Below are 26,338 nucleotides of genomic sequence, written 5' to 3'. Positions count from 1 at the left end.
ACTCTGAAAAGACGGGCGCGAAAAAGATCGGTATTCTGCACGCCAGGTGTTTTATTGCAAGCACAAAACCTTAAAAAGGAAAGACGTTCGTTTCCTCACAGGGGAGTATTATCCATTGACAAGGGGCCTTTTAATGGGTGCCCCCGATCTTTATCACAGAACCTGATTGACCGGTTGAGCGCTTGAATAAAACACCTGCATACGATAGGCTTTCAGGTAATCAGCTAACGAGTGACAGGTACGGTGAGTTCAAAAGTTAGCAACACCTGCGGCAATATTCAATGACTATAAGGAGACCCATCACCTGAGTTTTCATCTACCTCTGAAAGGCCATGAAGAGACGGAATAGAATGGCTTTCTCCAGATGCAACCAACATGAGGTTTCTGTAAGAGGGGTGCTTCAGGAGGACAACGACCATGAAAATGCCAAAAGTAATGGATTGCACTGTTTCCGGCTGCGCTTACAACACCAGCAAGGCCTGTCATGCCATGGCAATCACTATCGGTGGTAATCCCGATCAACCAATTTGCGATACATTTTTCCAATCTTCAACCCACGGCGGTGTCAAAGATTCAACCGCCGGTGTCGGAGCTTGCAAGACCTCTGATTGCAATTTCAACGAGGAATACGAGTGCGTAGCACCCAATATTAATGTCGGCATGCGCAACGGAGAACCCGACTGTCTGACATTCAGGAATAAATAGCAAACGCATTACACCCCTCAAGACAGAAACCTCTGTAATTTTAAATTGATATCGACGGGTCGAGCAAAAAGAGCTTTGCCCGATAGGCTCCTGGCCACCTTCAAGGAGATGGACAATCCTGGTGGGATGCAGGGCGATTGAGGATGCAGGCCATCTGAAAAAATGGGGAGGAGTCAGAGGTGAGATTGAGGTTTGCGCCTCAGGGGATACTGCAATGGCTGGCAACACTGGGTTGTCTTCTGCTTCTGATGGTAGGAATTATGAGCAGTTTCCTTGCCCTTATACGGATGCCGGGCTCTTCTTATACCGGTCCCCTGCAGAAATTAAGTGCTGCCGAGAGCCACAGCACCGCGAGACTGGCCGGTCATGTCCGGGCTCTGGCCCAGGACATCGGCCCGCGTAATATCTGGACGACCGGCTCCATGGCTGATTCGGTTCGCTATATCCACGATGAACTCGCCGCCCTGGGCTATCAGGTCGAGGCTCAGGAGGTACCAAGCGTCAAGGGGATGGTTGTCAATCTGGAAATCGGGATCCCTGGCCGGAAGCTGGCCTCGGAGATTGTGGTGGTGGGAGCCCATTATGATACCGTGCCCGACTGCCCCGGTGCCAATGATAATGCATCTGGCCTCGCCGTCTTATTGGAACTGGCCCGCCTTTTGGCGGACTGTGAGCCGCAACGCACCATCCGCCTGGTGGCCTTTGCCAACGAGGAGGCCCCTTTCTTTGCCACTAAGTCCATGGGCAGCCGGGTCTATGCCATGCAGGCGCGAATGCGACAGGAGAAGATCACGGCCATGCTGTCCCTGGAGACCATGGGCTACTATAGCGATGAACGGGAGAGCCAATTCTATCCTTTTCCCTTAAGTTATTTCTATCCCGATCAGGCCAACTTCATAGCCTTTGTCAGTAATATCAAGTCGCGCCGACTGGTTCGAAGAGCCATCAGCGCCTTTCGCCGCCATGGCCATTTCCCCTCAGAGGGGCTTGCCGCCCCCGTTTGTATCAGGGGGGCGAGCTGGTCTGATCACCAGTCTTTTTGGGCAGAGGGCTATCCGGCCATCATGGTAACGGATACCGCATTTTATCGTTATGCGGCCTACCACACCCCTTATGACACCCCGGAGAAGCTCGACTATGAACGTCTGGCCCGTGTGGTTAGTGGTCTCGCAGCCACCATTCAGGAACTGGCCTCTACAAACCAGGAAAATATGAAAAGAATCGAGAATGGCGTTAGGTGAGTTTCCATCCGAAAACGGTGCTTTTCCTCTGCTGTATCTCCCCTATCATATCTTGATTCCGATACATGTATGCCTACAGTATAGTAACAAGGCGGTTCCCGCTTTGTAATGTAAAAGGAGCAGGTACGTCATGGCATCAAAAGAAGATATCTGTAGAAAAATAGAGCAGGTTATACCCGAAGCCGGGAAGTGCGGAATCGATTATAAGGTCGAATATGATGACACAAACCACTGCTGGGCTGTAGATATGCAGGAAAGTGGTCATCACTTGAAAACCTTTATTGAGAAGTTCGAGGCTGAGGAGTGTATCGGGAACGAGAAGTGTATCCCGGTCGGAGTGCAGATCGGTCAGCTGAAGGAAAACCTGAAGCTTTACCACAAATGCGCAACCTCGAAGGTTCTGTAACACGCATTTCCCACGAACGGCTCTTACCGGCAGCTCACGAGGCGCCGGGCAAAGTGCGAGGATAATCTATCGCGATTGGCGGGCAAACCAAGCCAATCAATCAGTTGTGGGCATCATTGGATGACAGGCAAGGGGGAGGTCGCATCAGGTGACCTCCCCTTTTATTGTATTGGCTGAGCGTGTATTTCAAAACTCAACCTGATTCACTTCCGCAAGCGCCAGGTCCTGATACGCATGAAACAGGCGATGGCAAAGGTTATCCCACTCCCTGCAGGCCGTACGCATCGCAGGGTTCTCTTCCGTAAGGCTGGGAAGGGTGGCAATTTTCTCAACCTCCGCAGCCAGATCCGTCACAAGCGCAGTGTCCGCTCCGGCAAGGAGGTTGTGGACAAACTCCGCCGGCTCATACCACGGTTTCGCCCTGTGCAGATCGCGGTGAATTTGATCCAGCAGGACATTTCGCGGTCCCTCCCAGAGCTCATTCACCACCCCATCCCGATATAACCTGGGCAGAGAGGAGAAGTCTTCCATTACGCCATGCCCTCCGAAGATCGACATGGCCAACCGCAGCTGATCCACTGCATCCCTGGAGGCCGTTATTTTCTGTAGCATTACCAGTTCGCGGGCATTGAACCGCTGTTGCTGAACCGGGGGGCGTTCCTCCGGATTAATACTCAGCTTGTTTTTGCCGTCGAGCTGCAGGAATTGACTATAGAGCTTGAACGCTCCGGCAGTCGATCTTTTGGCACTGTGCTCCAGGTCGGCAAGTTGGCCGGCCACCATTGGAAACTGGTGTATGGGGCGGCCGAAGGCGCTTCGGAATTCAGCATATCTCAGAGCTTCCCTGGCTGCCCTCGTCATGCTTGCGGCTGCGGACAGACCTACTGTCAGACGGGAATAGGTCAGGACAATGCCGACAACATGGGCCATTCCGCGATCGAGTGGGCCTATCGGATAAGCAACTGCACCCCTGAAGGTCATTTCTCCGGTGGTCAATTCAGTGGTACCCATCTTCCATTTAAGGCGATCGATGGTATGCCCGTTGCGAATCTCCCGTGCTTTGTTGCCCGGCAGCCAGGCAGGTACGACGAACGTGGCGATGCTCTGGGAACCGCGGGGCTTGGCGGTTACCAGGGCATAGTCGGCATGGGTTGCGGAACAAAAGAACTTGGTGCCGTACAGCCTCCAGGTGGTTCCTTCCTGAACGGCCTCCAGCAGGTTGGCGGGGACATCAGATCCGCCCTGTATCTCGGAAAGATACTGGGCCCCGATAGCGAAATCGCCGTCTATCCCTTCCCGACAGTGGGCAAGGATCTGCTTTGTCTCGTCCGTGTCGGCAAATGCCTCCAGAATTGCCACCAGCCCTTCCGTGCAGGTAAGCGGACAAGCAATACAGGCCTCACCGTTCTGATAGATCAGAAACATCTTGACCAACCGCTCCCAAGGCGAGGTCTTCCGGGAAAACAAAGCCTCAGCGAAAACCTCCTCTTCCATGAGAACCGTTTCCAGCGGCCGGACAATCCGGTCGATACGATGATTGTGACCGTCATACTGCAGCAGATAAGGGCTGTTTTCCGGCCTTGCCGCACGATCGGCAAGATCGCGCCAGCGAAAGGAGGCTTGGCGTGAGAGTTTTCGGGCTGCCGTATCAACGTTTGGCCAGTCGTCACCTGCAAAGTGTCGCACCAGTTTTTGCAAAAACGGGTCATCCGCGTAGTAGTCGACGTTATTTCGCCAGCCGATGAATGCATCGAAGTTGTACGGATTGTCTCTGTTGGGAAAGGACATGTCTATCCTCCGTCAGGGTTGCTGTCTTTTTATGGCCACCTGGAAAAATCTCTTTTTCAGGGTGTCCTCATGCTATTCCCGATGCTTCAGGCGACAATAGTCCGGGAGCCATTTGCAACAGTGCTCAAAAGCTAAACCTGGTGTTGCCTCCTGCAGATAAGTATACCATGGTATGCATTGTATTATATGGCCTTCGAAAGAAGAAACGCTCGCTCAGAACCCACATCTGCTGGCCTTAAAGTACTATATTAACGTGGATGTATGGCGAACTGCAGCAATAGGTCCTTGATAAATTTTCTGCCCCAACTTTCAGGGAGAGCATGGGTGCGCAGTTGCTCGGGACGCACGATCGATGCCGGTGCTAAAATTTGAATTCACCTGTACCCAATTCAACTCGAAGATAGTTTTTTATGTAATGACAGTTCATTACTCTCATTGCTATTATGTTTGCTGCTATCGGTGGACAACTCGTGCCGTGCTCAAGGTTACAGCAACTATCTGAAACTTATTAATCAAGCAGTGGGGAGAGCATGAAGAGAGAACAGGAAATCGCTGATGCTTTCAGGGTCGACGAGGCTGTTGAGGCAATCAAAGCCCGGGACTGTACGACGGCAAAGGAGATTTTGCAGGATGTTGCGGCAGGCGCTCCCATGCAATATGAGAATATGATAGAGGTCGAAGGAGCGATCTTTATTAAATGCTGGGATCTTGATGCCTTTCTCCATTATCTGAACTACCAGGCAGAACATGGCGACCCGAGCCTTGATATTCACTGGTCTCCTGGCGCCTACCCCAGAGCGTACTATTATCTTGGTTATCTGGCAGTGCAGGACAGCGACTTTGATAGCGCAATAGAATATTTAAATAAAGGTTTACTGCTGGAGCCCGAACATCCCAAACTCCGGCTTGAAAAAGCACAGGCACTGATAGGTAAGCATGAATTTCAGGCAGCGCTGGCAACGCTTTTGCCAATTACCAGTACCACCTCGCTGGTAACCGAAGCCGATCTTGCTGCGGTGTTGCGTTGCCGTGCCTTTATTCTTATCGAGATGGGCGATCTGAATACCGCCAGGGGATTGTTGCATGCTTCATTACGACTTGCCCCCGATAATGACATGGCTCGCGATGAACTGGCCTATATCGATAACCAGGAAAAAGTCTGAGCCGACATTCGTCATTGCAGAAAGGTATGCCTGAACTGAATCTGATGATCTTTCTATTATTTTTTCTTTGAACTATCAAAATTTTATGGGGCTCTTTTCATTGCAATTCAGATAGCCATCAAATGTAATCAGGTGAACAGGGTGATACGCTGATACCCCCTGATATTCTGCTTACAGATTGGCACGTGCCCACTGCCTGAAATCATAACGCAATCCCTTTGTAGAGAACAGCTCTTAGCTTTAAGTTGTTTGCCCTGTCGCCGCTCTCTTCCGTCCTCCCGCCTAAAAACTCCCTTACTTTTATATGCTCTGTGCAACTATTTGACAGCGACTTCAGTTTGTGATGCTATTGGGATATTACAGGCTGTCATTTGCTGGAGGGCTTGAAATTACAGCTTCTTTGCGATGGTGCGCAGGGGTTCAAACCATTTTCAGCTAACAACTTCAATTTAATGACGAAAGCCGTGTGGAGTGTTTCCGGTTGAAGAACTCTTTGTTGGCAATGTTGCTACAAATGGCCCATGAACAGTTCTGGGGTGATGGGAAAGTATTTTAAAGCAAGGTAGCGCCAGGTTTTGGGGCTGTAGTGGAAATGTTGCCGGAAACAGCAGGGGCTGGTGGACGGCATGGTGAGAAGATGCTCCTTGAAAAGCCTAGCTATATATAGGTTCATTCTCTGTCTGGCTGTTGGCTTGCTGCCTGGTTCAGTCAACTTTCGTCAATAGGGAACCGGGCAGAACATGATTCGCCTGGAGGTGTTATGTACGAGTTACCTGGGATAGCAAAAGATATCGTACTTATCAGATGTGGCCAGAGCAGTGACTTGCCGGGTGAACCGAATGATGCCGGGAATCCCGGGTTAAGTGAATTAGGCAAAAAACAGATGACAGCCGTAAAGGCTCGACTGGATCAGCACACGTACGATTTTGTCTATGTCAGCCCTTTGCTGCGTGCGTATCAATCGTATCAGATTGCCTCCCCGAAGGCGTGCTATGTGGAACTTGATAACCGCATCACCGAAAACAATGCGGGCAGAAATTGGTATCAGTCGATGGTCGGATATCTGCCGGCGGATCGACTTACCTGTCGATGTGGTGACGGCTGGCTGATTCCCTGTGAAAAACGGGCTGAAATGATTGCTGCAAACATAGCCGCCAACGGTGCGGAGAAAATCCTTATTTTCGGCCACCAGGAGATCATTAAATGTCTTATAGCGACCTGGCTTGGAGTAGATGGTGTCAAGCTGCATGAAAATCTGGTTCTCGATAATGGGTCATTCACCGGCCTACTGCTTGACTCGACGGGATGCAGGCGGGTGAAGTATGTGAACGACTCCAGCCATTTGACTTTCGCTCAAGCTCATCAGGCAAAGTCTATGAACCCGTGGGGGCAAGCTGAGTTTCAGGGCGCTGGGGCAATGCGTCAGCAAAAAAAGAACGATGATTGAAGGCGGACATTGAAAATACTTCCGTATGTACTGGGAATGTGTTGTGAATTTTTATGAAATATTCGGTGCGGGAGTTGAGTAATGAGCGATACCATCATCAGAAACGATCTCACTTTGAAGTTTGAAGATTCTGAAGAGATAAGCCGTCAGCAGGATGCGCCTGAGGCGATTGAGGCCAAGGCGTGGGAGATTATTTCAGGTGGTTGGCTGCACCACGGCTATTTTGATGAAGCCAATGTAGATGCCAGTCTGGCGGAGGGGGCTGAGCGATTTGCCCGGATGATGATTGATAAGACCTCCATTTCCGCCGGACAGACTTTTTGTGATCTGGGTTGTGGGGTCGGCCGTACGGCTATTATGCTGGCTGCAGAGCGGGGCTGCTTTGTAGAGGGCGTGACCAACAGTTATCACCAGCAGCAAATTGCGACTAGACATGCCTGGCTGGCGGGTCTGGATCATCTGGTGGCATTTCATCTTGAAGATGCCAGGGATCTGCCCTTTGCCGGAGAGTCGATGGCCGGTGGCTGGTTTTTCGAGTCGATCTCACGCATAGGCCATGAAAAGGCGTTGATCGAGGCAAGACGGGTCTTGAAAAGTGGTTCTACACTCCTCATTGCAGACCTTTACCTGCGGGGGGAGGCCCAGCGCGGCTTTTGCCAATATGCGGTTCGGGAGATGCAAACTCAAATCATCCGCTTGCAGGCGTATCGTGAGGTGCTCGCCGATTGTGGTTTTGAAGTTGTTGAACTGGAAGACGTGAGCACATTTGTCGGTAAACCTTTTCCGCAGAAATTTGCCGAGGCCTTTCACCTCCACCGACATGAGATCGCTCATCTTGTCGGGGAAAAAGAGGTTAAAAGATGGCTCGAGGTTCATGAGACAATTGCCAGAAATACCGGCTATATCACTGTTGCTGCCAAAGCTGTGTAACACCGGAGCCGACCTGTCTATGGGCCAGAAGTGCGGTTGACTGTGGTGAAGAAAGACAATCCTGCAATCCACACTGGGAGATGTTGACGTGCTAAAGAAACGAATGATGAAAACAGGGTACTTGATTACCGGCGGTTTGAAAATTTTCGCTCTGGTTTGCTCCATTACTTTCTTCTGTACAGGATTGTCGGCGGCGCAACTGGAACGCATTCCTTCTCCGAAATCTTTTTCAGCAGATGAGGTTCATTTCATAGTCTTCGGTGACAGCCGCAAGAACGTTCTGGTGGGGAAAGACAGGTATGACGAAGATAAGGTACGCAGTGCCCGCAGATACAACCATTTTCGACATCTGGTTTTTTCGGATGTGGCGGCAAGTCTGGAAAAGCGTGAGGCGGATTTTACACTTTTTACCGGAGATTTTATCTGGATGGGAGGCGATAAGAAACAATGGCAGGAAATCCATCGGTATTTCCCACGGGGGCTGCGCAGCAACGGTTCTGCGCAGATGTTTCCGGTACTCGGTAACCATGAGTTGCTGCAGGAGCCGGGCAAACAGGACGCGCTCAAGAATTACTTTGCAACCTTTCCCTATCTCACCGACGGCGGGAAAGGGCTGCATAACTACTATTTCACCGTTGGCTCAAACCTCTTCGTGTCTCTTTGCAGCGGTAATACCACTGATGATGAGAAAAAGGTGCGCCGTGAGTTGGACCAGTACTGGAATTGCGATTGCGTGGTCTCTTTCGATAGCCTGATGCTGGAATTACTGTCACTGCTCGATGGGGTGATGCTGGAAGATGGCTTGCAGAATGTTTTCGTGCAGTATCATAAGCCGTCATTCAGCAATTCGGTTCATCCGCCCCTGAACAGCTCATTCGACCCACTGATGGCTTTAGGGCAGTGGAAGAAAGAGCATCCGGAGGTGAATGTGGCTGTCTTTAACGGGCATAACCATACGACTGAGATGTATCGTACTCAGGAGGGAATTCTGGTGATGGTAACCGGAGGTGGCGGTGCTTCCCAGGATGGCTATCTGGCAGCACACCAGCACACCAAACAGACACCCGATGAACTGTTCTGGCAAACTCTGGGTAAGGTTGAACGTGAGCCGCGGATAAATTATTTCAGGGTCGATATCGATGCAGAAGGGCAGGCTGTCATCCGTGAGATGGTATTGGTGATAGACGGTGGGCTTTTCCCTCATCTGAAGACCCATTTCGCAGAAGGAGTGAGGATTCTGGCCAATGGGGAAATGTTGCCACCCGTTATTCAGCTGGAAAGCATCAGGATGAAAAGGCTGCTCCATGCCAGAATGGGAGCAAGGTAAGTTTCTTGCGTTATATGCTGGTTGAGTCGACTGGAGGGCCACTAGGCGCAAGGTTGCTGTTGCTTGACTAATAGCTGGGCGTCAAGCGATAATGAAGCACGTTTGGCCTCGTTTGTAACAGTTGATGCCCTGAGAAGCAGCTAAATGATTCTCTGAGTTCGTGTTACTTGAAAGATCACACGTTAGGTTCTCCGGGTTGATTCTCAATCTTTTCCATGGAGAGGTTGCTATGCGATGGAAAGTATTTTTTGCCTTCCTGTTGGCTGTCCTTTTGTGTGTAACAGTAGCCCAGGCCGAAAATCAGTGTCTGACTTGCCATGAGGGGATTGAGCCAATTTCCGAAGATCCGGAAGTACATGATATGGAGTGCGTGGAGTGTCATTTCGGTGACGCTTCTGCCACAGATGCTGAGGCGGCGCATAAGGGGATGTTTGCCAATCCCAGTGACATGCGGGTTATCGATCAAACCTGTGGTACCTGCCATGACGAGATTGTGGAGCATGTGAAAAAATCACTCCATGCCACCAGCGCCGGAAAAATTTCAGGCACGCGCTACGCCTGGGGGTTGCAGGATAAAATGGCTGCAGAGTACGCCACCTACGCTGTCGAGGATGACAGTCCGGAAGGTGAGCATGCAGTCAAATCCCTGGCCCAGCTCCCCATGTACAAGTATGACCAGCCAGAGAGCCCGGACAACCACCCGGCCAACGATTATTTACGGAACCAGTGCTTGCGCTGCCATGTCTGGAGTGATGGACACCAGCGCGATGGGGACTACCGTGCCAGTGGCTGTGCTTCCTGCCATGTGGAGTATTCTGATGCAGGGCTTTATGAGGGTGGTGACCCAACTATACCGAAGGATCAGAAGGATCGCCCCAAGCTGCATCGCATTACCAAAAAAATAACTGAGACCCAGTGTCTGCATTGCCATAATCGTGGTGGACGTACCGGCGTGAGCTATATAGGCACCATCGAAAGTGATGGCTACGGTACCCCATGGCGTGCCGATGGCAGCAAGCAACCCAAGCTGCATGGCAAGAATTACAACCATCTGCAGGCCAATATTCACTATGAAAGGGGAATGACCTGTATTGACTGCCATACCATGCTGGAGTTGCACGGTGACGGAAATATATATCTAAAACGGGAACATGCGCTGGAGGTTGTCTGTGTGAATTGTCATGGCACCCTTGAAGCCGCAACGGATATGAAGACCAGCCGTGGCAATGAGATGACGAATCTTGCCAAAAAGGGTGATTCGATTGTGCTTACTTCAAAGCTTGATGGCAAGGAACATGTGGTTCCGCAATTGGTGGAAGCAGAGCTTTCTCCTGAGGCGTATGTGGCCAAAAAGGCGGTGCCGGTACATATGGAGAAACTTGAATGTTATTCCTGCCATGCCAGGTGGGCTTCTCAATGTTATGGCTGCCATGCCAAGCAGGATGTCTCAAAGCCATCGGGCGATTGGCTGCAGGGCAAACCCGGTGGCGATCCGAGTAAGAATTCCATGAAGGGGAATCGCGAAAACAGTGCCTACGCCTGGGATGAGTCCCGCTCCTATGTGCGTTGGATAACCCCGGTTCTGGGGATCAACTCCAGGGGCAAGGTGAGCCCCCTTATTCCTGGTTGCCAGGCTATTTTCACCCAGGTTGATGGCGAAAACCCGCTGGTAAACAATAAGGTATTTACCACCAGGGATGGACTCACAGGTATCAGTCATACGCCGATTCACCCCCACACTACTTCTATAAAAGCCAGAAGTTGTATGGACTGCCATGCAAACCGCAAAACTCTGGGACTAGGAGGTGGAATATATGATATCGAAGGAAATTTCCCCGACGGAGCGCCCATCGATTTTGAGCTTGAGCGAATAGTGGATGAAAACGGTACGCAGCTACAGGCTATTCCCCATGAGGTCGCACGGCCATTTAACAAGGAAGAGTTGGAGCTTATGCAAAAGGCGGGGACCTGCATCGCTTGCCACAAGAAGGATCAGAAATTCTGGATGAGCCTTAAAGAGAAAAGTGGAATTAAAGGAGCGCCGAATGACGAATTGCACCAGAAGGCGATTGAGGCGATTCTGGAACATGGTAGCAAGTAGCTGAAACGGAATAAAAAGATGTAATGAGCCGACAGCCGCTACAATACATATCTGTGCTGTATATGGCTACTCCTGCACGAAGCTCTTAACATAGGCCAGGTGCTGGTTATAGCTGTCGGTTCCGAGTTCGTTGGTCATCAGGCTGAAGCCCAGTACCGAATCGGTTGACAGACGAACCATGCCCTTGGTGAGGTATTTAAAAACACCAGCGGGGATTTGCTCTTTATCTGCGAGCTGCCTGTCGGAGAGAATCGTCAGGTAGCCGCGTCGGTTTTTCCAGAAAAACTCCCGTAGCGCTACTTCCGTTTCAACGACATAAGGCAGGTATGGTGTGGCTGCCTGGTACAGGTTGTCCCGGATCTTTTGGGCAGTATCAAATTGGGCGAGATCGGGAGTGTCGCTTTTGAAAAAGAGCAGGAGGTCAAAATCTTTGCCATTTTGGGGAGTGACCTGAACATTGGCAAAGCGGAGGATAAGTTGCTTCTGGAGAGTGACCTTGTATTCCTCTGTATCCTTGACGATGAAATAATCATTAAGGCTCAGACGAATCCGGTATTCTTTGGGGCCGCTCGCAAAAGAACTGTTTTGCCAGAAAAGCGACAGTAGAATCAGTAACTGGAGAAGCCTCATGCGCTCTCCCTTTAGTAGAATATGTGTGAAACCCTATCACGTTACTGCATCAAGTTATCTCTTTTTCAATTGCAACGCAAGACTAATTTGTTTGTTATGGTCAGCTATAAATTTCTGAGGGAGGGGGACAAAGGGGGGAGGTGTGGCTTGATCGTAACAAGTAGGGCTGTAAATTTTTTACTATTTAATATCAATGCGATAGGGTGAATGACATAGTAACTCAACGCAAACTGCATCAGGGCTGCGCCTGACCAGCTCTTGTTGAGTCCCAGGGTGGAACAAAAAAATGAGTAAAAACAGTCCGTTGAGATCTTCTGGGGGCGATAATTATAATTTTCTCTGGATGTAGGAGCTGTAATCCTGCAGCTGTGGATGATACTCCTGCCGCATTAACGGCGATGAAATCAGGAAATCTGCGCTGGAGCGGTTATTCGCCGTGGGAAGATTGTAGAGTACGGTAATTCTCAAGAGTGCCTTTACGTCGACATCGTGCGGGTGTGGCTGCATCGGGTCCCAGAGGAAAATCAGCATATCCACTTTCCCTTCAGCGATCATCCCGCCCAGCTGCTGGTCACCGCCTAAAGGCCCGCTTTTCAGCTTGGTGATCAACGGGGCTGGCGCACCGTTTTGGCATAGACACTCCTCCACCAGTTTGCCGGTGGTGCCTGTGCAGATAAGTTCATGTTTTAGGAGTTCGTCACGGTTGTGATCAACCCATTCGATGAGTGCCTCTTTCCTGTTGTCGTGGGCCACCAGGCCAATTCTTTTTTGTACTTTCATAGTTGATCATTCTAATTCCTTCAGAATAAAAGGCTATATGATTTCGGTTATTTTTCCGATAAAGATTCGGTTCTGTCGTCTCGCTGTTGTAGAGTGTTTTATAACCCGTTAACCCTGAAAAGGAGTATCACATGTATATCGTAAGTGTATGTTTTGTTATAAAGGATACATATGTCGAACTGTTTAAAAAGGAGATGAGCCAACAGGCCAGAAGGTGTCTGGACAGGGAGGAAGGCTGTCTTCAGTTCGATCTGGGGCAGGACCCGGATAACCCCAGCCGTTTTTTCCTCTACGAGTTGTATACCGATGAGGCTGCCTTTGAGGTGCACAAAAAGACCGAGCATTTTGTCTCTTTTGCGGAGCTGGTGGGAGATTGGATTGCCGAAAGAAGCCTGGATACCTGGCAGAGGATAGAGCAGCAATAGCAGATCTGCATTTGCCCGGAAAGCAAATTGGCGGTTGAGCAAGATGGAATAGCAAAAGCCCCGTCGGGTGACGGGGCTTTTGCGTTTTTACAAAGAGTAAGGATGTGGTTTCGGATCAGTCTGTCTTGACTGGATTGCAGAGACGACCGGAATCTGCGGAAACTCTGCCGCAGGAGTCACAGGTAAATTGCATTTCAGTTATCTTCTCCTGGCATACAGGATCTTTTGCTGAGTCGCTGGTGCCGCACAGGGGGGCCCCTGGTACCTCGTCGATGGGATTGCAGAGATGGCCCGGGGCTTTTGCCGAGACTCCGCAGGTTTTACATGTATATGCCATTTCGTTACTCCTCCAAGCGCCTGATACAGATAGGCGCAATCGGGTCATCGTATAACGATCTTCAATCGCTGTGGCGGGTTTGAGTCTCTTGGACTGCTTTTAAGGAATTTCATTGAGCAATCAAGTTCTGTCGAACCCAGCTCAAAAATTAAAACTGTATCCTGCTGCTGTCAAGTTGGCGGGCTGGCGTCGCTCGCGGTATACAACCAACAAACCAGGAGCCGGCAGGTTGCCTGCGTCAATGTGTTTTGCCTTTTACCATTCATGTATTATCTCTTCTACAAGGCCTCTTGAAGGCTGCAAATATGATCAGCGCAAGACGTTATGAGGTACATACATGTTAGCATCAGATAAGATTGCCGGAGCTTTCCTGGCAATAGTCGAGGAAGCGGAAAAACTTCGTGGCACCAGTCTGAATGAAGAGCAGGAGAAAGCGGTGAAAACTATTATCTCCATCGCCAAACACCAAAGTGACATTAGAAATGCTAAAGCGGGCGAATGTCCGGCACATCCATGATGTGAATAGCCGATATTGAAATACCCTGCAAACAATGGGATTACCGACTCGTATCCGGTACTCCCATTGCTTTTCAGCGTGCCAGGTGCAGTTCAGTTTTTAAACCTGACATATATCAGCCAGTGCTCCTCGGGTAAGCGTCAGTAAATCATTGTGGTTCAGCTCAATTTCCAACCCTCTTCTCCCTGCACTTACATGGATGGTGGGGAAGGTGGCGGCACTCGCATCAATATAGGTTTTCAGCAGTTTCTTCTGGCCGAGCGGGCTCACTCCACCCAATACGTAGCCGGTGGTTTTCTCCACTTTTGCTTTATCAGCCATGGTAGCTTTTTTGGCGCCGGCGGCTTTTGCCAGCAATTTCATGCTGAGCATCTGATTGACGGGGATGATGGCAACGACCAGGGATCCATCACCGAGTTCCGCCACCAGGGTCTTGAAAACCTGATCAGGGTCCAGGCCAAGCTTTTCAGCCGCTTCAAGACCGTAGGATGGATGGTCGCCGTCATGGCTGTAGGAGTGAACTTTATGGGTGATTTTCTTTTTCTTCAGGATATTGATTGCGGGTGTCATAACAGGATTACGTAAGAAGTGGCTAAGTGCCGTGATTGATAATTGTTCTAGTCGGACTGGTCTGCAACGGATCATCAGGGAATTTCTCTGACAACAAGCCCGACAGATAATATGTCATGCATTTTCTCGTCTGTAAATCGTTTGTCGATATAATCATTCTTCCCGGCAGCAAGGCATCGCTTGCCTTCTCATCCGGAGGTACCGTCCAGCCAATCCCTGAGGGCACTACAAGTATACCTATGCCTGGGGAACTGAACAAGTTGAAAGCATAGTGGAAATTGGAACTTGAACCATTCTGGATGTATCCACGATAGTCCCGGTCCTTGAGCCTCAACCAGCCGGAGTGACGGAATCTGCACCGGTAATGAAGGGAGAGCCTGAAATTCCTACCTGTTTAAGATGCATAAACGCCCACCAATGATTACCATCTATTTTACGTAAACAATGAAATATGCTGTTGCGGCAGCAGTTCAGTATTTGCCGGTGCTGTCGTTAAGCCAAGCGCTGTTCGTTACTGAGCAGAGGTCCTATAACTCTATACTTTCAATGTAAAACTGGAAAATATGTGGCAGGCCATGACAACACTTTCGTAACTGCAAAAGTGGTTTGAACGAGAAGAAAAGTTTTTGAAAAATGGTTGACTTAAACGTAAAGGTACGGTATCTAGGGGTTGATGCATAAGTTTTCCGCGTGAGAGTGGGCAATAGTGTCAGTGTGAAAATTAGTGTGGAGCAGATGAATTATGAACTTTCTGTCATATCAGTCGGTCCCAGCAATTCTCAGAGACAATGCCAGGAAATATGCCGGAAGGACGGCTATCAGCTATAAAAAGCGTGGGGTATTTCTTTCCCTGACCTACCAGGAGTTTTATGAACGGGTAATACTGTTGGCGCGAGGTCTGAAGAAGGCTGGCGTCAAGCCCGGGGACAGGGTGGCGATTTTTTCCGAAAACAGATTGGGCTGGGCGATTTCCGATTTTGGAATTCAGTCGGCGGGGGCCATTACAGTCCCGATCTACGCAACAAACACCGGCAAGCAGGCGGCATACGTTATCAACCACTGTGAGGCCAAGGTAGTCTTCGTTTCAACCAAGTCGCAGTACGAAAAGCTTTTTGCCATACGGGATCAGATTCCCAACGTCGAACTGGTTATCTCATATGAACGTTTTATGGGAGACCGCTCTTTTCCGGTTTACACCCAGTATCAGCTTTCTGAAGTATCGACTCCGCTTTCTGAAGAAGATTGTAGTGTTATTGAAAAGGAGATCGATTCAATCAAGCAGGAAGATATCATCACCATTATTTACACCTCTGGCACCACCGGTGTTCCCAAGGGCGTGCTGCTCACCCAGAGGAACATCCTGGCCAATGCCCATCACGGTATCAAAAGAGTAAAAGTGACGGAGAGTCAGCAGACATTTTTGTCCTTTCTGCCACTCAGTCACGTGTTGGAGCGTACCGGCGGGTATTACACTACGCTGCTTACTGGCAATCACGTCGCTTTTGCCGAGAATGTGCAGAAGGTCATGGAAAACATGGTCGAGATACGTCCGACCAACATGGTCAGCGTACCGCGTCTGTTCGAGAAGATCTATTCCCGCATTTACGAGAACGTCCATCAGGCATCAAACTTCAAGCGTAACCTGTTCCACAGGGCGGTTGAGGTCGGGCGGGAATATGTGCATAAAAAGTATATTAAAAAAGAGCCACTCGGTTTGCTCGAGTTGCGCTATCAATTCTTTGACCGTCTGGTTTTCAAAAAGGTCCGAGAACGTTTTGGCGGTAAGCTCGATTACTTTATCTGCGGCGGTGCACCGCTTGACAAGACCGTCAACGAGTTCATGTGGATTATCGGTCTGCCGGTCTTTAACGGCTACGGTCTGACTGAAACCAGCCCTGCGGTAACGCTTTCAAGTTACCAGGATGTTCGTTTCGACTCTGTTGGTAAACCGTTGGATGAAACCGAGGTGAAGCTCGGTGACGACGGTGAGCTCTTTGTCAAAGGTCCGCAGGTCATGCGTGAGTATTACAAGAATGATGAAGCCACCAGTAAAAACCTCGAAGATGGTTGGTTCCGGACCGGCGATATCGCCACCATAGACGAGCAGGGGTTTGTCTATATCATCGACCGCAAAAAAGAGATCATCGTTACAGCGGGTGGCAAGAATATCGCTCCGCAACCAATCGAAAATGAATTGAAGCTTGATAAGTACATCTCCCAGGCCTACGTGTACGGCGACATGAAACCGTATCTGGTGGCACTGCTCACCCCGAATCTCGAACGTCTGATCGATTTGGGCCGTGAACTGGAGGTGGACTATATCGACATGGAAGAGCTTGTTACCCATAAAAAGGTGATGGAGCTTTATACCGAGCGTGTGGAGGCACTCAATGCGAATTTGCCTTCATATAAAACCATTAAACGATTTGCCCTTCTTCCTCGGGAATTCACCATTGAAGGAGGCGAGCTGACCCCCACTCTCAAACTGAAACGTAAAGAAATCTTCAACAAGTACAAAGACACCATTGAAGAATTGTACATGAAAGCTGGTAACGGCTTAGTCGGCCGGCCGAAAACAGATAATGGAGATAACAAATGAGGCAGATTAATCGTGTAGGTGTACTCGGCGCCGGAGTCATGGGAGCGACTATCGCTGCTCATCTGGCAAATGCTGGGCTTGAGGTTCTTTTGCTGGATATCGTGCCGAAGGAACTTACTGAGCAGGAGCAGGCAAAAGGCCTGACCATGGAAAGCCCCCAGGTGCGTAATCGCATCGCCCAGGCTGGTCGTGACGGACTGCTGAAGATGAAACCGGCCCCGTTTTATTTGAAAGAATATGTTGCTCAGATTGCAGTGGGCAACCTGGAAGATGACCTGGCTAAACTTAAAGAGTGCGACTGGGTTATTGAAGTCGTGGTCGAGTACATGCCTATCAAACTCGACTTGCTGAAGAAACTGGTACCTAATCTTGCTCCGGGTGCGATTCTTTCCACCAACACTTCAGGACTCTCGGCAAACGAGATGGCCGAGGTGCTTCCTGCGGAGATTCGCAAAAATTTCCTGGTAACCCATTTCTTCAATCCACCGCGCTACATGCGTCTGATGGAGCTGGTGCCAACCACTGCCACCGACCCGGCAGTTATGAAGGGCATGGCCGATTTTATCTCCAGCCGTCTGGGTAAGGGTATTGTTTTCGCCAAGGATACCGCAAACTTCATCGGTAACCGCATCGGTGTCTATGCCATTTACAAGGCCATGCAGCATATGGTCGAGATGGATATGACAGTAGAAGAGGTTGACGCAGTAGCAGGTCCGGCCACAGCACGGCCCAAGAGTGCCGCTTTTAGAACCGCTGATCTGGTTGGTCTCGATACCCTGGCCCATGTAGGGAAAAACTCGTATGATCTTTGCCCGGATGATGAGGAGCGTGAGGTCTTCAAGACACCTGATTTCATGGCCAAGCTGGTTGAGAATGGCTGGTTGGGTAACAAGACCAGGCAGGGCTTTTATAAAAAAGCGAAGGTAGATGGCAAGCGCCAGATCTTTTACTTCGATTACAAAGAAGGTGACTACAAGCCGTTGGCCAAGCCGAAGTTCGCTTCTGTAGGCATGGTCAAGCAGGTGGATGACCCAGCCCAGAAAATCAAGATGATCGTTGGTGCCGCCGACAAAGGTGCTGAGTTTGCCTGGAAATCAATCCGCGACACCCTCATTTATGCTTTTAACCGCATTCCGGAAATTGCTGACGACGTAGTCAATATAGACAACGCCATGAAGTGGGGTTTTAACTGGGAAATCGGCCCATTCGAGATGCTGGATGCAATCGGTATTGCTTCTTTCGTCAAGCGGGCGGAAAAAGACGGTGTGGTTGTTCCCGAGAAAATGAAGGGAATTGAGAGCTTCTATCGCTTCGCTGATAACGGAACCCAGGAATACTACGACGTTCTCAAGGGCGAATACGTACCTGTACCGTTGAAAGAGGGTCAGATCAAGCTCGATATCCTGAAGAAAGCCGGCAAGGTTGTCGAGAAAAACGCCAACTGTTCCATCATCGATCTGGGTGACGGTGTTTTCGGTTTCGAGTTCCATTCCAAGATGAACTCTATCAGTGGCGACATCCTGGCCATGACCCATAAAGCGGTCAAGCGGGCTGAAGAAGAAGGTGTTGGCCTGGTGGTCGGTAACCACGGGGCGAACTTCTCCGTAGGTGCCAATCTGATGATGCTGGCAGTCGCCATGGCCGAGGGTGCGTACGACGACATCAATATGGTGCTCAAGAATTTCCAGAATGCCACCATGGCTCTCAAATACGCCAAGGTGCCGGTTGTTGCAGCTCCATTTGGTATGGCTCTGGGCGGTGGTTGTGAGTTCAGCCTCCACGCCGATGCTATGAATGCCTATGCCGAAACATATATGGGGCTGGTTGAAATCGGTGTTGGCCTGCTGCCTGCGGGTGGTGGTACCAAGGAGATGTGTGTTCGTGCGGTTGATATCGCAGCTCAGTATAAAACCGACCCACAACCATTTGTCTTCAAACACTTCGAGCAGATCGCCATGGCAAAAGTGTCCATGGGTGCTGCAGAACTGGCTGGCATGGGCTACATGCGCAACGGCGATTCCATCACCATGGACATCGACAGACTGATTGGTGATGCCAAGCAGAAGGTGCTGGCTCTTGCAGTGAATTATCGTCCGAAACTCAAGCGCACTGATATCGCAGCCCCAGGTCGCAACATTGCTGCATCAATCAAGAGTCAGCTCTGGAATATGCAGCAGGGTAATTTCATCACTGAGTATGAGTCCCAGATGGGTGGCATGATTGCAGATGTTATCTGCGGCGGTGATGTGAACCCCGGCACCATCGTGACCGAGGATTATTTGCTGCAGCTCGAGCGTGAAAATTTCGTGCGGTTGTGCGGCAACAAGAAGACCGCCGAGCGTGTCCAGCATATGCTTAAGACCGGCAAGCCGCTAAGAAACTAGGAGAGCCTGTCGGAGAAAGCCCTTACTCCCCATTTCTGTGTCATGAGCTGGGAGAAGATGGCAGTTCTCCGACAATCTCCAAGGGTAGCGAAAGTGTCCGATCACATACGAAGAATACACTAAAAGAGGATCAGATATGAAAACAGCCTACATTCTGGCAAGCTACAGAACTCCTGGCTGCCGGGCGACTAAAGGAAAATTCAAGGATATGCGGCCGGATGACCTGGCGGCACTTGCCATAAAAGGACTGGTGGAGAGGACGGAAATCGATCCCGCCACCGTGGAAGATGTTTATCTTGGCTGTGCCTTCCCGGAAGGGGAGCAGGGCATGAACATGGGCCGTGTGGCGGCGATGAAAGCGGGCTTGCCCATCGAGGTATCCGGTCAGACAATAAACCGCTTCTGCTCTTCAGGTCTGCAGACCATTTCCATGGCGGCAGAGCGTGTCATGTGCGGTTTTGCCGACTGTATTATCGCAGGTGGCGCCGAGTCCATGTCCAGTGTACCCATGGGCGGTTTGAAATACTCCGCCAACCCGGGCCTGATGGTCAACTGGCCGGAGGCGTTTGCTTCCATGGGTGTTACCGCAGAAAATGTGGCCGCGCAATATGGCATCACCCGCGAGATGATGGATGAGTTCGGTGCTGCCAGCAATGCAAAAGCAGCCGCGGCAATCAAAGAAGGCCGGTTTACCGATGAGATCATCCCGGTAGAGATTGAGCACACCAAGCTGGTGGGCGGCAAGATCAAGCGCGAAAAGGAACTGGTCACGGTTGATGATGGTGTTCGCCCGGGTACAACTGCTGAGAGTCTGGGCAGGCTGCGTTCCGTATTCAAGGTAGGCGGCCCGGTTACAGCCGGTAACTCCTCTCAGATGACCGATGGTGCGGCGGTGACCCTGGTAGTTTCAGAAGATTACCTGAAAAAGATCGCTAAAGATCCTTTTGCCCGCTTCGTATCCTTTGCCGTGAAAGGTGTTGCCCCTGAAGTTATGGGTATCGGCCCTATTGCCGCTATCCCGGAGGCGCTGAGGCTGGCCAACCTGAAGAAAGAAGACCTGGACCTTATCGAGCTGAACGAGGCTTTTGCTGCCCAGGCCCTGGCCTGCATCAAGACACTCGGTCTTAATAAGGACATTATCAATGTCAATGGTGGCGCCATCGCTCTCGGTCATCCGCTTGGATGTACCGGTGCCAAGCTGACCGCAACCCTGCTGCACGAGCTGGGCCGCCGTCAAGGTAAGTATGGCATGGTTTCCATGTGTATCGGCGGCGGTATGGGCGCAGCCGGAATATTCGAAAAACTGTAAGTACGTCAAGCGCACGCGGGGCAATCCCCGCGTGCGCTACTTATAGAGATAAGAGCATCTTTGAAGGAATATAGGTGATTAAATGTCTGATAATATATTAAAAGGCGGCGAATATCTGATAGCGGAAACTCCTTGTGCGAGTGTCTTTACTCCGGAGGATTTCTCAGACGAACAGCGACAGATGGGGGAAACCACAGAGCAGTTTGTTCAAAACGAGATTTGGCCTCATGTGGAAGAGATTGATAAGCAGGATTTTGATATCGTAGTCAAGGGCTTGCGGCAGTGTGGCGAGCTCGGTCTGTTGATGATGGATGCGCCCGAAGAGTATGGTGGCCTTGAACTCGATAAGGCTTCATCAATGCTGGTTGCGGAAAAAATTTCCCAGGGCGGGTCGTTCTCTGTGGCATATACCTGTCACACTGGTATCGGCACCCTGCCACTTGTCTATTATGGAACCCCGGCGCAGAAAGAAAAATACCTGGAGAAGCTCATCTCCGGCGAATGGCCTGCCGCCTATTGTCTGACCGAACCGGGTTCGGGCAGTGACGCCCTTGGTGCTCAGTCGACTGCGACCCTTTCTGAAGACGGGAAGCATTATATTCTGAACGGTACCAAGCAGTTTATTACCAACGGTGGTTTTGCCGAACTGTTTACGGTTTTTGCCAAGATCGACAAAGAGCACTTCACCGCCTTCCTGGTTGAAAAGTCATTTGACGGTCTGGTCGTTGGTGCTGAAGAGAAAAAACTTGGTATCAAGGGTTCTTCCACTACCCAGATCATTCTCGATAACTGTAAGGTTCCTGTAGAAAACGTGTTGGGCGAGATCGGCAAAGGGCATAAGATCGCTTTTAACGTGCTGAACATCGGCCGCTTTAAGCTCGGTGCAGCTGTCGCCGGTGCGTCCAAAATGGCTCTTGTTGAAGGAATCAAGTATGCCAACGAGCGCTCTCAGTTCGGCAAGAAAATCTCCACTTTTGGCGCAATAGGTGAGAAGATCGCCAATATGACAGCCGAGATCTACGCCGCAGAATCTCTGGTCTACCGCATGGCCGGTGTACTTGATGAGACCATTGCCAAGATCGACAGATCCGCCGACAATTACTACGAACTGTATCTGAAGGCAATCGAAGAGTACGCCCCTGAGTGCGGTATCGCTAAAGTCTACTGTAGTGAGGTTCTGCAACGCACCGTGGATGAGGTTGTCCAGATTCATGGTGGGTACGGTTTTGTCAGCGAGTACCCTGCAGAACGTTACTATCGCGACGAGCGTATTAACCGGATATTTGAGGGAACCAACGAGATCAATCGTCTGCTCATTCCAGGCATGATCCTCAGAAAAGCCATGAAAGGTCAGCTGCCGCTGCAGTCAGAGGCAATGAAGGCCTTTGAGTCGCTGATGACCCCGAGTTTCGATGAGATTGACGACTCCATACCTTTTGCAGCGGAAAAAGCGTTGATCAAGAATCTCAAAACCCTGTTCCTCATTCTCGCCGGCGCTGGTGTCCAGAAATACATGGATAAGATTGCCGACGAGCAGGAAATCCTGATGGCGGCTGCTGATATCGCCATTCAGATCTACGCCCTTGAGAGTGCAGTGCTTCGTGCAGAGAAAATCATGCCGGCCGCAAGCGAGCGTAAGCAGGAACTGGTGAAAGCCGCAGTGAAAGTCTGTGCATTTACCATGACCGAAGAGGTCAGCAAAGCGGCAAAGCAAGGCGCTTTTTATATCGAAGAGGGCGACACCCTGACCATGATCCTCTCCGGTATCCGTAGATTTGCCAAGTACGATGCAACCGGCCTTTTAAAGGCCAAGCGTCTCCTGGCTGCAACTGCCTGTGAAGAAGAGAAATACCTCTTCTAGCAGCTCAGCACTTCCCGGGCCCCTTCTCCAATCCTCGCGCCCAGGCCCGGGGGGTGCTTTTTACACGCTGATACGGTCAGCTATCCTGCGTCGCCTTTGAGAACCACATACTCAAGGTAGAGTGATTTTCAAGGCTTCTCAGCCAGCAGGCCATCTCAACGTGTAAAATCCTCAAACTATCTGGGTATGAAACGTGGGGTTTTCCTCCAGAGCAACGACGAGTTAGAGGAAAAGAGCCGTTTCGGCCAAAACCTGGAAATTCCTCCGGGGTTCCTGTGGTACCGCTTACGCGACCGGTGCCGCGGGAATCCCGGTCTCGGAAAGTATGCTTACGCAACATACAATCAATACACCCTACATTGTCGGACCTGTTCACTGTTACACTTTAGAGCGTGACGGTGAGTTGCTGCTTTTCGATACCGGCCCCTACACCATGGACGCGATGGGCTTTATGCGTAACAACATAGATCTCAGCCGTCTTCGCCATATCTTCATTACCCATTGTCATATCGATCACTACGGATTGGCGCATTGGCTCGAAAAAGAGACCGATGCCACCATTTACCTGCCATATCGCGACGCCCTGAAAATGGAGCACCATCATGACCGGATGGAGTTGATGTATGACTTGCTGGTCAGTCTGGGGTTTGGGGAATCGTACCTGAGAGAGCTCAGGAGAATATTTGAAAGCGGCGTACTGTTTCCACCGTTTCCCAAAGAGTACCAAATAAGCGAAGAGTCTATACCAGAGGAACTTGGCATAGAGGTGATCAATTGTCCCGGTCACTCACAGAGTGACGTGGTCTATGTGGTGGATGATTACGTGGTGACCGGGGATACGTTGCTGCGTGGTATTTTTCAGTCCCCCCTGCTCGATATCGACCTGAACACGGGCAAGCGCTTCAAAAACTACGATGCCTACTGCAAAAGCATCGTGAAACTCGCTGCTCTCAACGACTACACGGTACTTCCCGGTCATCGTGAGAGTGTAAGCAGTATTGAAGATATCCTGCTCTTTTACATTGATAAGCTGCTGATTCGGGTTGAGCAAATGGTGCCGTTTCGTGATCAGGACAATGTTTCGTGGATCATAGAAAAGTTTTTCAACAAATCCATGACCGATGTATTTCACATTTACCTCAAAGCATCGGAGATACGTTTTATGCAGGATTTGCTGGCTGAACCCGAGCAACTGAAAAGATCTCTTGAAACAATAGGTCTGTTTGACAAGGTGGCCGATAAATATGCGCGTGTAGCATTGAAATAACAACGGAGACAAAATGCACGATCCTTTATTTCAACCCTGGAACATTGGGCAGTTAAGCATCAGGAATCGAATTTTCATGCCGGCTATGCATATGAATATGTGCCGGAATTTTGAGGTGACTGATCAGATCGTCGACTTTTACCGGGAACGTGCCTTTGGCGGTGCCGGCCTGATAAGTGTCGGTTATGCGACCGTTGACGAATTATCCGGAACCCCGCTGAATATCGGTGCTCACAGTGATGCATTTGTGCCGGGGCTCGCCAGGCTTGCTGCCGCGATCCATGAAGGTGGTGCCCTGGCAACAGTTCAGCTCAACCATGCAGGGCGATACAACGCTTCGTTCTTCCTCGGCGGTAAAAAGCCGGTGGCGCCTTCACCAGTGCCGTCCCGACTGACCAGGGAGACCCCCCGCGAGATGACCAGAGAGGAGATCGATGCGACGGTTACCCGCTTTGCCGATGCGGCGGTTCGGGTAAAGGAGGCAGGGTTTGACCTGGTCGAAATCCTGGCCGGTACCGGCTATCTCATCAGTTCCTTCCTGTCGCCGTTTACCAATCAGCGTGATGATGAATATGGCGGCAGTCTTGAAAACCGCATGCGCTTTGGCATCGAGGTGATCAAGGCCGTGAAAGAACGGTTGGCTGGCGCTTGTCCGATATTGGTTCGTATCAACGGCAACGACTACATGCAGGGTGGTATCGGTTCCAAAGATATGCAGGCCTTCGCTGTAGCGCTGGTCGAAGCCGGTGTTGATGCTTTGTGCGTCAATGTGGGTTGGCACGAGGCACAGGTGCCCCAGATTGTGACCAAGGTGCCGAGAGGTGTCTTCGCTTATATGGCGCGTGATATCAGGGAGAAGGTCGATGTACCCGTTATCGCTTCCCATAGAATAAATGACCCGGCCACAGCCCGGAGACTCATCAGCCTCGGGTATTGCGATGCGGTGGCAATCGGCAGGGCACTTATCACAGATCCCGAATTTCCGGAAAAAGCACAACGGGGCGAAGAGGATCAGATTGTTCACTGTATAGCCTGCGGCCAGGGTTGTTTTGACAACATCTTCAAGATGCGGCCGGTAGAGTGCGTCTGTAACCCGAAAGCAGGCTATGAGAAAGAACGAAAAATCGAGCTGAGTGATTCTCCCTGCAGGGTAATGGTTGCTGGTGGTGGCGCTGCCGGTATCAGCGCCGCGCTGGCTGCAGCGGAACGTGGCCACCGGGTAAGCCTCATTGAATCTTCGATGAGGCTTGGTGGCCAGCTGCATCTGGCCGGAGCGCCTCCAGGCAGAAATGAATTTCTGGTCTATGCGAATGATCTGAAAAGTAAATTGTCAGCCTCAGGTGTTGAAATTGTGCTGAACACGTCGGTGGATCGGGCGTTGCTTGATGAGCAAAGACCTGATGAACTGATTGTTGCTACCGGCGGCAAGCCGGTCACTCCGCAGATAGCCGGGGTCGAACAGGATCATGTGGTGCAGGCCTGGGATATTCTATCGGGTAAATACCAGGCGGGTCGCAGGGTGGTTGTTGTGGGTGGTGGTGCAGTGGGTGTTGAAACGGCACTGAAACTTGCGGAAGAGGGCACATTGAGTGGCGAGGAGTTGAAGTTCCTGCTTGTGAACCAGGCAGAGGACCCTGCTGAATTGGTCCGCCTGGCCACAGAGGGCGGCCGGGAAATCGTGATGGTCGAGATGCAGGAGAAGGTGGGGACAAATTTCGGTAAGACCACCCGCTGGGGCATGTTGCAGGATGTCGCCCGACATCGCGTTCAGGCACTGGCAGCAGCGAAGGTTCTGGAAATTACCGCAACCGGTGTATGCGTAGAGGTTGAGGGCAATAAACGTGAAATTCCGGCAGACACGGTAGTGCTGGCGGTGGGAACGGCTTCGGAATACTCGCTGAAAGCTGATGCTGTCGAGCTCGGTATCCGGGTCCGGACCGTGGGGGATGCTTCCCAGCCGGGTACTGTTTTTGAAGCGTGTCACCAGGGTTTTCTGGCAGGACGGGGGATCTGATGCAACTCTTTGATCTGCTCGACCCGCTGACCACGCGGGCACGGGTATCGAAGGGATGGCTGTGGGTGCTGAACCGTATCGTTATGTGGGTAATTCCGTTTAATGGAGCACATAATTTTGTTATCGCTGGCATCGGTGAAGATTTCGTGCGCACCAAGGCCCCGTACAGAAGAAAGAACTTCAATCATATCCGCGGAATTCACGCCTGCGGTATTGCGACTATAGCAGAATTTTCTGCAGGATTTCTATTGCTGACTCAGCTCGACCCATCCAGGTATCGTTTGATCATGTCCCATATGGAAGTTGAGTATACGTACCAGGCTAAAGAGGAGATCTATTCGGAATCACGGCAGAGTCTCGATAAACTGAACCGTGATGTGGTGGAACCGTTGAAAAGTAAGGATCTGGTCACTGTCACCATGGAGAGCAGGGTTACTGACAGTTCCGGCAATAATGTGGCGCTGGCCCACACGACCTGGCAGATCAAAAACTGGCGGAAAGTGAAGACCAAGGTGTGAATTCCGGACTATTGCCATA

General features: G+C 50.7%; 22 protein-coding genes. 17 read left to right on the top strand and 5 right to left on the bottom strand.

Annotated elements, in window-relative coordinates; translation table 11 throughout:
* Positions 1-417: 417 nt before the first annotated feature.
* The 3 genes from ACN5NT_RS16300 to ACN5NT_RS16290 all read left to right on the top strand — a co-directional run bounded on the left by ACN5NT_RS16300 (position 418) and on the right by ACN5NT_RS16290 (position 2,352).
* Complete coding sequence (locus tag ACN5NT_RS16300; protein ID WP_136798895.1) at positions 418-705, top strand: DUF1540 domain-containing protein; 288 nt, start codon at positions 418-420, stop codon at positions 703-705.
* 179 nt (positions 706-884) lie between these two features.
* Positions 885-1,946 (top strand): M28 family peptidase, encoded by a 1,062-nt coding sequence (locus tag ACN5NT_RS16295; RefSeq protein ID WP_419176125.1) that lies wholly within the window; start codon positions 885-887, stop codon positions 1,944-1,946.
* Between the two features lie 130 nt (positions 1,947-2,076).
* Positions 2,077-2,352: a hypothetical protein gene (locus tag ACN5NT_RS16290; protein ID WP_136798894.1), complete on the top strand. Its 276-nt coding sequence runs from the start codon at positions 2,077-2,079 to the stop codon at positions 2,350-2,352.
* A 186-nt stretch (positions 2,353-2,538) separates the two neighbouring features.
* Here ACN5NT_RS16290 and ACN5NT_RS16285 read toward each other — a convergent pair whose 3' ends face one another.
* Positions 2,539-4,140, bottom strand: coding sequence for an acyl-CoA dehydrogenase family protein (locus ACN5NT_RS16285; protein ID WP_419176124.1), 1,602 nt, complete (start codon positions 4,138-4,140; stop codon positions 2,539-2,541).
* Positions 4,141-4,670: 530 nt separating this feature from the next.
* Between ACN5NT_RS16285 and ACN5NT_RS16280 the strand changes: the two genes are divergently transcribed.
* The 5 genes from ACN5NT_RS16280 (at position 4,671) to ACN5NT_RS16260 (ending at position 11,108) form a co-directional block, all read left to right on the top strand.
* The gene (locus tag ACN5NT_RS16280) at positions 4,671-5,303 is read left to right on the top strand and encodes a tetratricopeptide repeat protein (protein WP_419176123.1); all 633 of its coding nucleotides are present in this window, start codon (positions 4,671-4,673) and stop codon (positions 5,301-5,303) included.
* A 760-nt stretch (positions 5,304-6,063) separates the two neighbouring features.
* Positions 6,064-6,750: a phosphoglycerate mutase family protein gene (locus ACN5NT_RS16275; protein WP_136798891.1), complete on the top strand. Its 687-nt coding sequence runs from the start codon at positions 6,064-6,066 to the stop codon at positions 6,748-6,750.
* Between the two features lie 81 nt (positions 6,751-6,831).
* A complete protein-coding gene (locus tag ACN5NT_RS16270; protein ID WP_136798890.1) occupies positions 6,832-7,680 on the top strand; it encodes an SAM-dependent methyltransferase in 849 nt (282 codons plus the stop codon).
* An 88-nt stretch (positions 7,681-7,768) separates the two neighbouring features.
* On the top strand, positions 7,769-9,007 hold the full coding sequence (locus tag ACN5NT_RS16265; protein ID WP_136798889.1) for a metallophosphoesterase family protein: 1,239 nt from the start codon (positions 7,769-7,771) through the stop codon (positions 9,005-9,007).
* A gap of 229 nt (positions 9,008-9,236) precedes the next feature.
* Entirely contained in the window at positions 9,237-11,108 is a 1,872-nt protein-coding gene (locus tag ACN5NT_RS16260; RefSeq protein WP_136798888.1) for a multiheme c-type cytochrome, read from the top strand.
* Between the two features lie 66 nt (positions 11,109-11,174).
* Here the strand turns inward: ACN5NT_RS16260 and ACN5NT_RS16255 are convergent, their stop codons facing one another.
* Together ACN5NT_RS16255 and ACN5NT_RS16250 are read right to left on the bottom strand one after the other, a co-directional pair.
* The gene (locus ACN5NT_RS16255) at positions 11,175-11,738 is read right to left on the bottom strand and encodes a hypothetical protein (protein ID WP_136798887.1); all 564 of its coding nucleotides are present in this window, start codon (positions 11,736-11,738) and stop codon (positions 11,175-11,177) included.
* A gap of 327 nt (positions 11,739-12,065) precedes the next feature.
* A complete protein-coding gene (locus tag ACN5NT_RS16250) occupies positions 12,066-12,518 on the bottom strand; it encodes a methylglyoxal synthase (RefSeq protein WP_136798886.1) in 453 nt (150 codons plus the stop codon).
* Between the two features lie 131 nt (positions 12,519-12,649).
* Here ACN5NT_RS16250 and ACN5NT_RS16245 point away from each other — a divergent pair, with 131 nt between their 5' ends.
* Complete coding sequence (locus ACN5NT_RS16245; protein ID WP_419176122.1) at positions 12,650-12,943, top strand: putative quinol monooxygenase; 294 nt, start codon at positions 12,650-12,652, stop codon at positions 12,941-12,943.
* 115 nt (positions 12,944-13,058) lie between these two features.
* Here ACN5NT_RS16245 and ACN5NT_RS16240 read toward each other — a convergent pair whose 3' ends face one another.
* Positions 13,059-13,280, bottom strand: coding sequence for a hypothetical protein (locus ACN5NT_RS16240; protein ID WP_136798884.1), 222 nt, complete (start codon positions 13,278-13,280; stop codon positions 13,059-13,061).
* A 337-nt stretch (positions 13,281-13,617) separates the two neighbouring features.
* On the opposite strand from ACN5NT_RS16240, the gene ACN5NT_RS16235 reads away from it, so the two are divergent.
* Positions 13,618-13,797 (top strand): hypothetical protein, encoded by a 180-nt coding sequence (locus ACN5NT_RS16235; RefSeq protein ID WP_136798883.1) that lies wholly within the window; start codon positions 13,618-13,620, stop codon positions 13,795-13,797.
* A 99-nt stretch (positions 13,798-13,896) separates the two neighbouring features.
* On the opposite strand, the gene ybaK is transcribed toward ACN5NT_RS16235, so the two are convergent.
* Positions 13,897-14,367, bottom strand: a complete 471-nt coding sequence (gene ybaK, locus ACN5NT_RS16230; RefSeq protein ID WP_136798882.1) for a Cys-tRNA(Pro) deacylase — start codon at positions 14,365-14,367, stop codon at positions 13,897-13,899.
* A gap of 742 nt (positions 14,368-15,109) precedes the next feature.
* Between ybaK and ACN5NT_RS16225 the strand changes: the two genes are divergently transcribed.
* The 7 genes from ACN5NT_RS16225 (at position 15,110) to ACN5NT_RS16195 (ending at position 26,319) form a co-directional block, all read left to right on the top strand.
* Entirely contained in the window at positions 15,110-16,966 is a 1,857-nt protein-coding gene (locus tag ACN5NT_RS16225; protein WP_136798881.1) for an AMP-dependent synthetase/ligase, read from the top strand.
* Positions 16,963-19,350, top strand: a complete 2,388-nt coding sequence (locus ACN5NT_RS16220) for a 3-hydroxyacyl-CoA dehydrogenase/enoyl-CoA hydratase family protein (protein ID WP_136798880.1) — start codon at positions 16,963-16,965, stop codon at positions 19,348-19,350. Before ACN5NT_RS16225 ends, ACN5NT_RS16220 begins: the two co-directional genes overlap by 4 nt.
* A 136-nt stretch (positions 19,351-19,486) precedes the next feature.
* The gene (locus ACN5NT_RS16215) at positions 19,487-20,659 is read left to right on the top strand and encodes a thiolase family protein (protein ID WP_136798879.1); all 1,173 of its coding nucleotides are present in this window, start codon (positions 19,487-19,489) and stop codon (positions 20,657-20,659) included.
* 82 nt (positions 20,660-20,741) lie between these two features.
* Complete coding sequence (locus ACN5NT_RS16210) at positions 20,742-22,520, top strand: acyl-CoA dehydrogenase family protein (RefSeq protein ID WP_419176121.1); 1,779 nt, start codon at positions 20,742-20,744, stop codon at positions 22,518-22,520.
* Positions 22,521-22,845: 325 nt separating this feature from the next.
* Positions 22,846-23,787, top strand: a complete 942-nt coding sequence (locus tag ACN5NT_RS16205; RefSeq protein ID WP_419176120.1) for an MBL fold metallo-hydrolase — start codon at positions 22,846-22,848, stop codon at positions 23,785-23,787.
* Positions 23,788-23,800: 13 nt separating this feature from the next.
* Positions 23,801-25,801 (top strand): FAD-dependent oxidoreductase, encoded by a 2,001-nt coding sequence (locus ACN5NT_RS16200; RefSeq protein ID WP_419176119.1) that lies wholly within the window; start codon positions 23,801-23,803, stop codon positions 25,799-25,801.
* A complete protein-coding gene (locus ACN5NT_RS16195; RefSeq protein WP_419176118.1) occupies positions 25,801-26,319 on the top strand; it encodes a DUF4442 domain-containing protein in 519 nt (172 codons plus the stop codon). Before ACN5NT_RS16200 ends, ACN5NT_RS16195 begins: the two co-directional genes overlap by 1 nt.
* Positions 26,320-26,338 lie beyond the last annotated feature (19 nt).

The organism is Desulfosediminicola sp. (assembly GCF_048381775.1).
GTDB classification, from domain to species: Bacteria; Desulfobacterota; Desulfobulbia; order Desulfobulbales; family Desulfocapsaceae; genus Desulfopila; species Desulfopila ganghwensis.
This window is presented reverse-complemented; position numbering and strand designations above follow the sequence as displayed.

Excerpts from the sequence above, each read along its gene's own strand:
- ACN5NT_RS16300 (WP_136798895.1), top strand. The coding sequence starts at position 418 with ATGAAAATGCCAAAAGTAATGGATTGCACTGTTTCCGGCTGCGCTTAC.
- ACN5NT_RS16290 (WP_136798894.1), top strand. The coding sequence starts at position 2,077 with ATGGCATCAAAAGAAGATATCTGTAGAAAAATAGAGCAGGTTATACCC.
- ACN5NT_RS16285 (WP_419176124.1), bottom strand. The coding sequence starts at position 4,140 with ATGTCCTTTCCCAACAGAGACAATCCGTACAACTTCGATGCATTCATC.
- ACN5NT_RS16280 (WP_419176123.1), top strand. The coding sequence starts at position 4,671 with ATGAAGAGAGAACAGGAAATCGCTGATGCTTTCAGGGTCGACGAGGCT.
- ACN5NT_RS16275 (WP_136798891.1), top strand. The coding sequence starts at position 6,064 with ATGTACGAGTTACCTGGGATAGCAAAAGATATCGTACTTATCAGATGT.
- ACN5NT_RS16270 (WP_136798890.1), top strand. The coding sequence starts at position 6,832 with ATGAGCGATACCATCATCAGAAACGATCTCACTTTGAAGTTTGAAGAT.
- ACN5NT_RS16260 (WP_136798888.1), top strand. The coding sequence starts at position 9,237 with ATGCGATGGAAAGTATTTTTTGCCTTCCTGTTGGCTGTCCTTTTGTGT.
- ACN5NT_RS16255 (WP_136798887.1), bottom strand. The coding sequence starts at position 11,738 with ATGAGGCTTCTCCAGTTACTGATTCTACTGTCGCTTTTCTGGCAAAAC.
- ACN5NT_RS16250 (WP_136798886.1), bottom strand. The coding sequence starts at position 12,518 with ATGAAAGTACAAAAAAGAATTGGCCTGGTGGCCCACGACAACAGGAAA.
- ACN5NT_RS16245 (WP_419176122.1), top strand. The coding sequence starts at position 12,650 with ATGTATATCGTAAGTGTATGTTTTGTTATAAAGGATACATATGTCGAA.
- ACN5NT_RS16240 (WP_136798884.1), bottom strand. The coding sequence starts at position 13,280 with ATGGCATATACATGTAAAACCTGCGGAGTCTCGGCAAAAGCCCCGGGC.
- ACN5NT_RS16235 (WP_136798883.1), top strand. The coding sequence starts at position 13,618 with ATGTTAGCATCAGATAAGATTGCCGGAGCTTTCCTGGCAATAGTCGAG.
- ybaK (WP_136798882.1), bottom strand. The coding sequence starts at position 14,367 with ATGACACCCGCAATCAATATCCTGAAGAAAAAGAAAATCACCCATAAA.
- ACN5NT_RS16225 (WP_136798881.1), top strand. The coding sequence starts at position 15,110 with ATGAACTTTCTGTCATATCAGTCGGTCCCAGCAATTCTCAGAGACAAT.
- ACN5NT_RS16220 (WP_136798880.1), top strand. The coding sequence starts at position 16,963 with ATGAGGCAGATTAATCGTGTAGGTGTACTCGGCGCCGGAGTCATGGGA.
- ACN5NT_RS16215 (WP_136798879.1), top strand. The coding sequence starts at position 19,487 with ATGAAAACAGCCTACATTCTGGCAAGCTACAGAACTCCTGGCTGCCGG.
- ACN5NT_RS16210 (WP_419176121.1), top strand. The coding sequence starts at position 20,742 with ATGTCTGATAATATATTAAAAGGCGGCGAATATCTGATAGCGGAAACT.
- ACN5NT_RS16205 (WP_419176120.1), top strand. The coding sequence starts at position 22,846 with ATGCTTACGCAACATACAATCAATACACCCTACATTGTCGGACCTGTT.
- ACN5NT_RS16200 (WP_419176119.1), top strand. The coding sequence starts at position 23,801 with ATGCACGATCCTTTATTTCAACCCTGGAACATTGGGCAGTTAAGCATC.
- ACN5NT_RS16195 (WP_419176118.1), top strand. The coding sequence starts at position 25,801 with ATGCAACTCTTTGATCTGCTCGACCCGCTGACCACGCGGGCACGGGTA.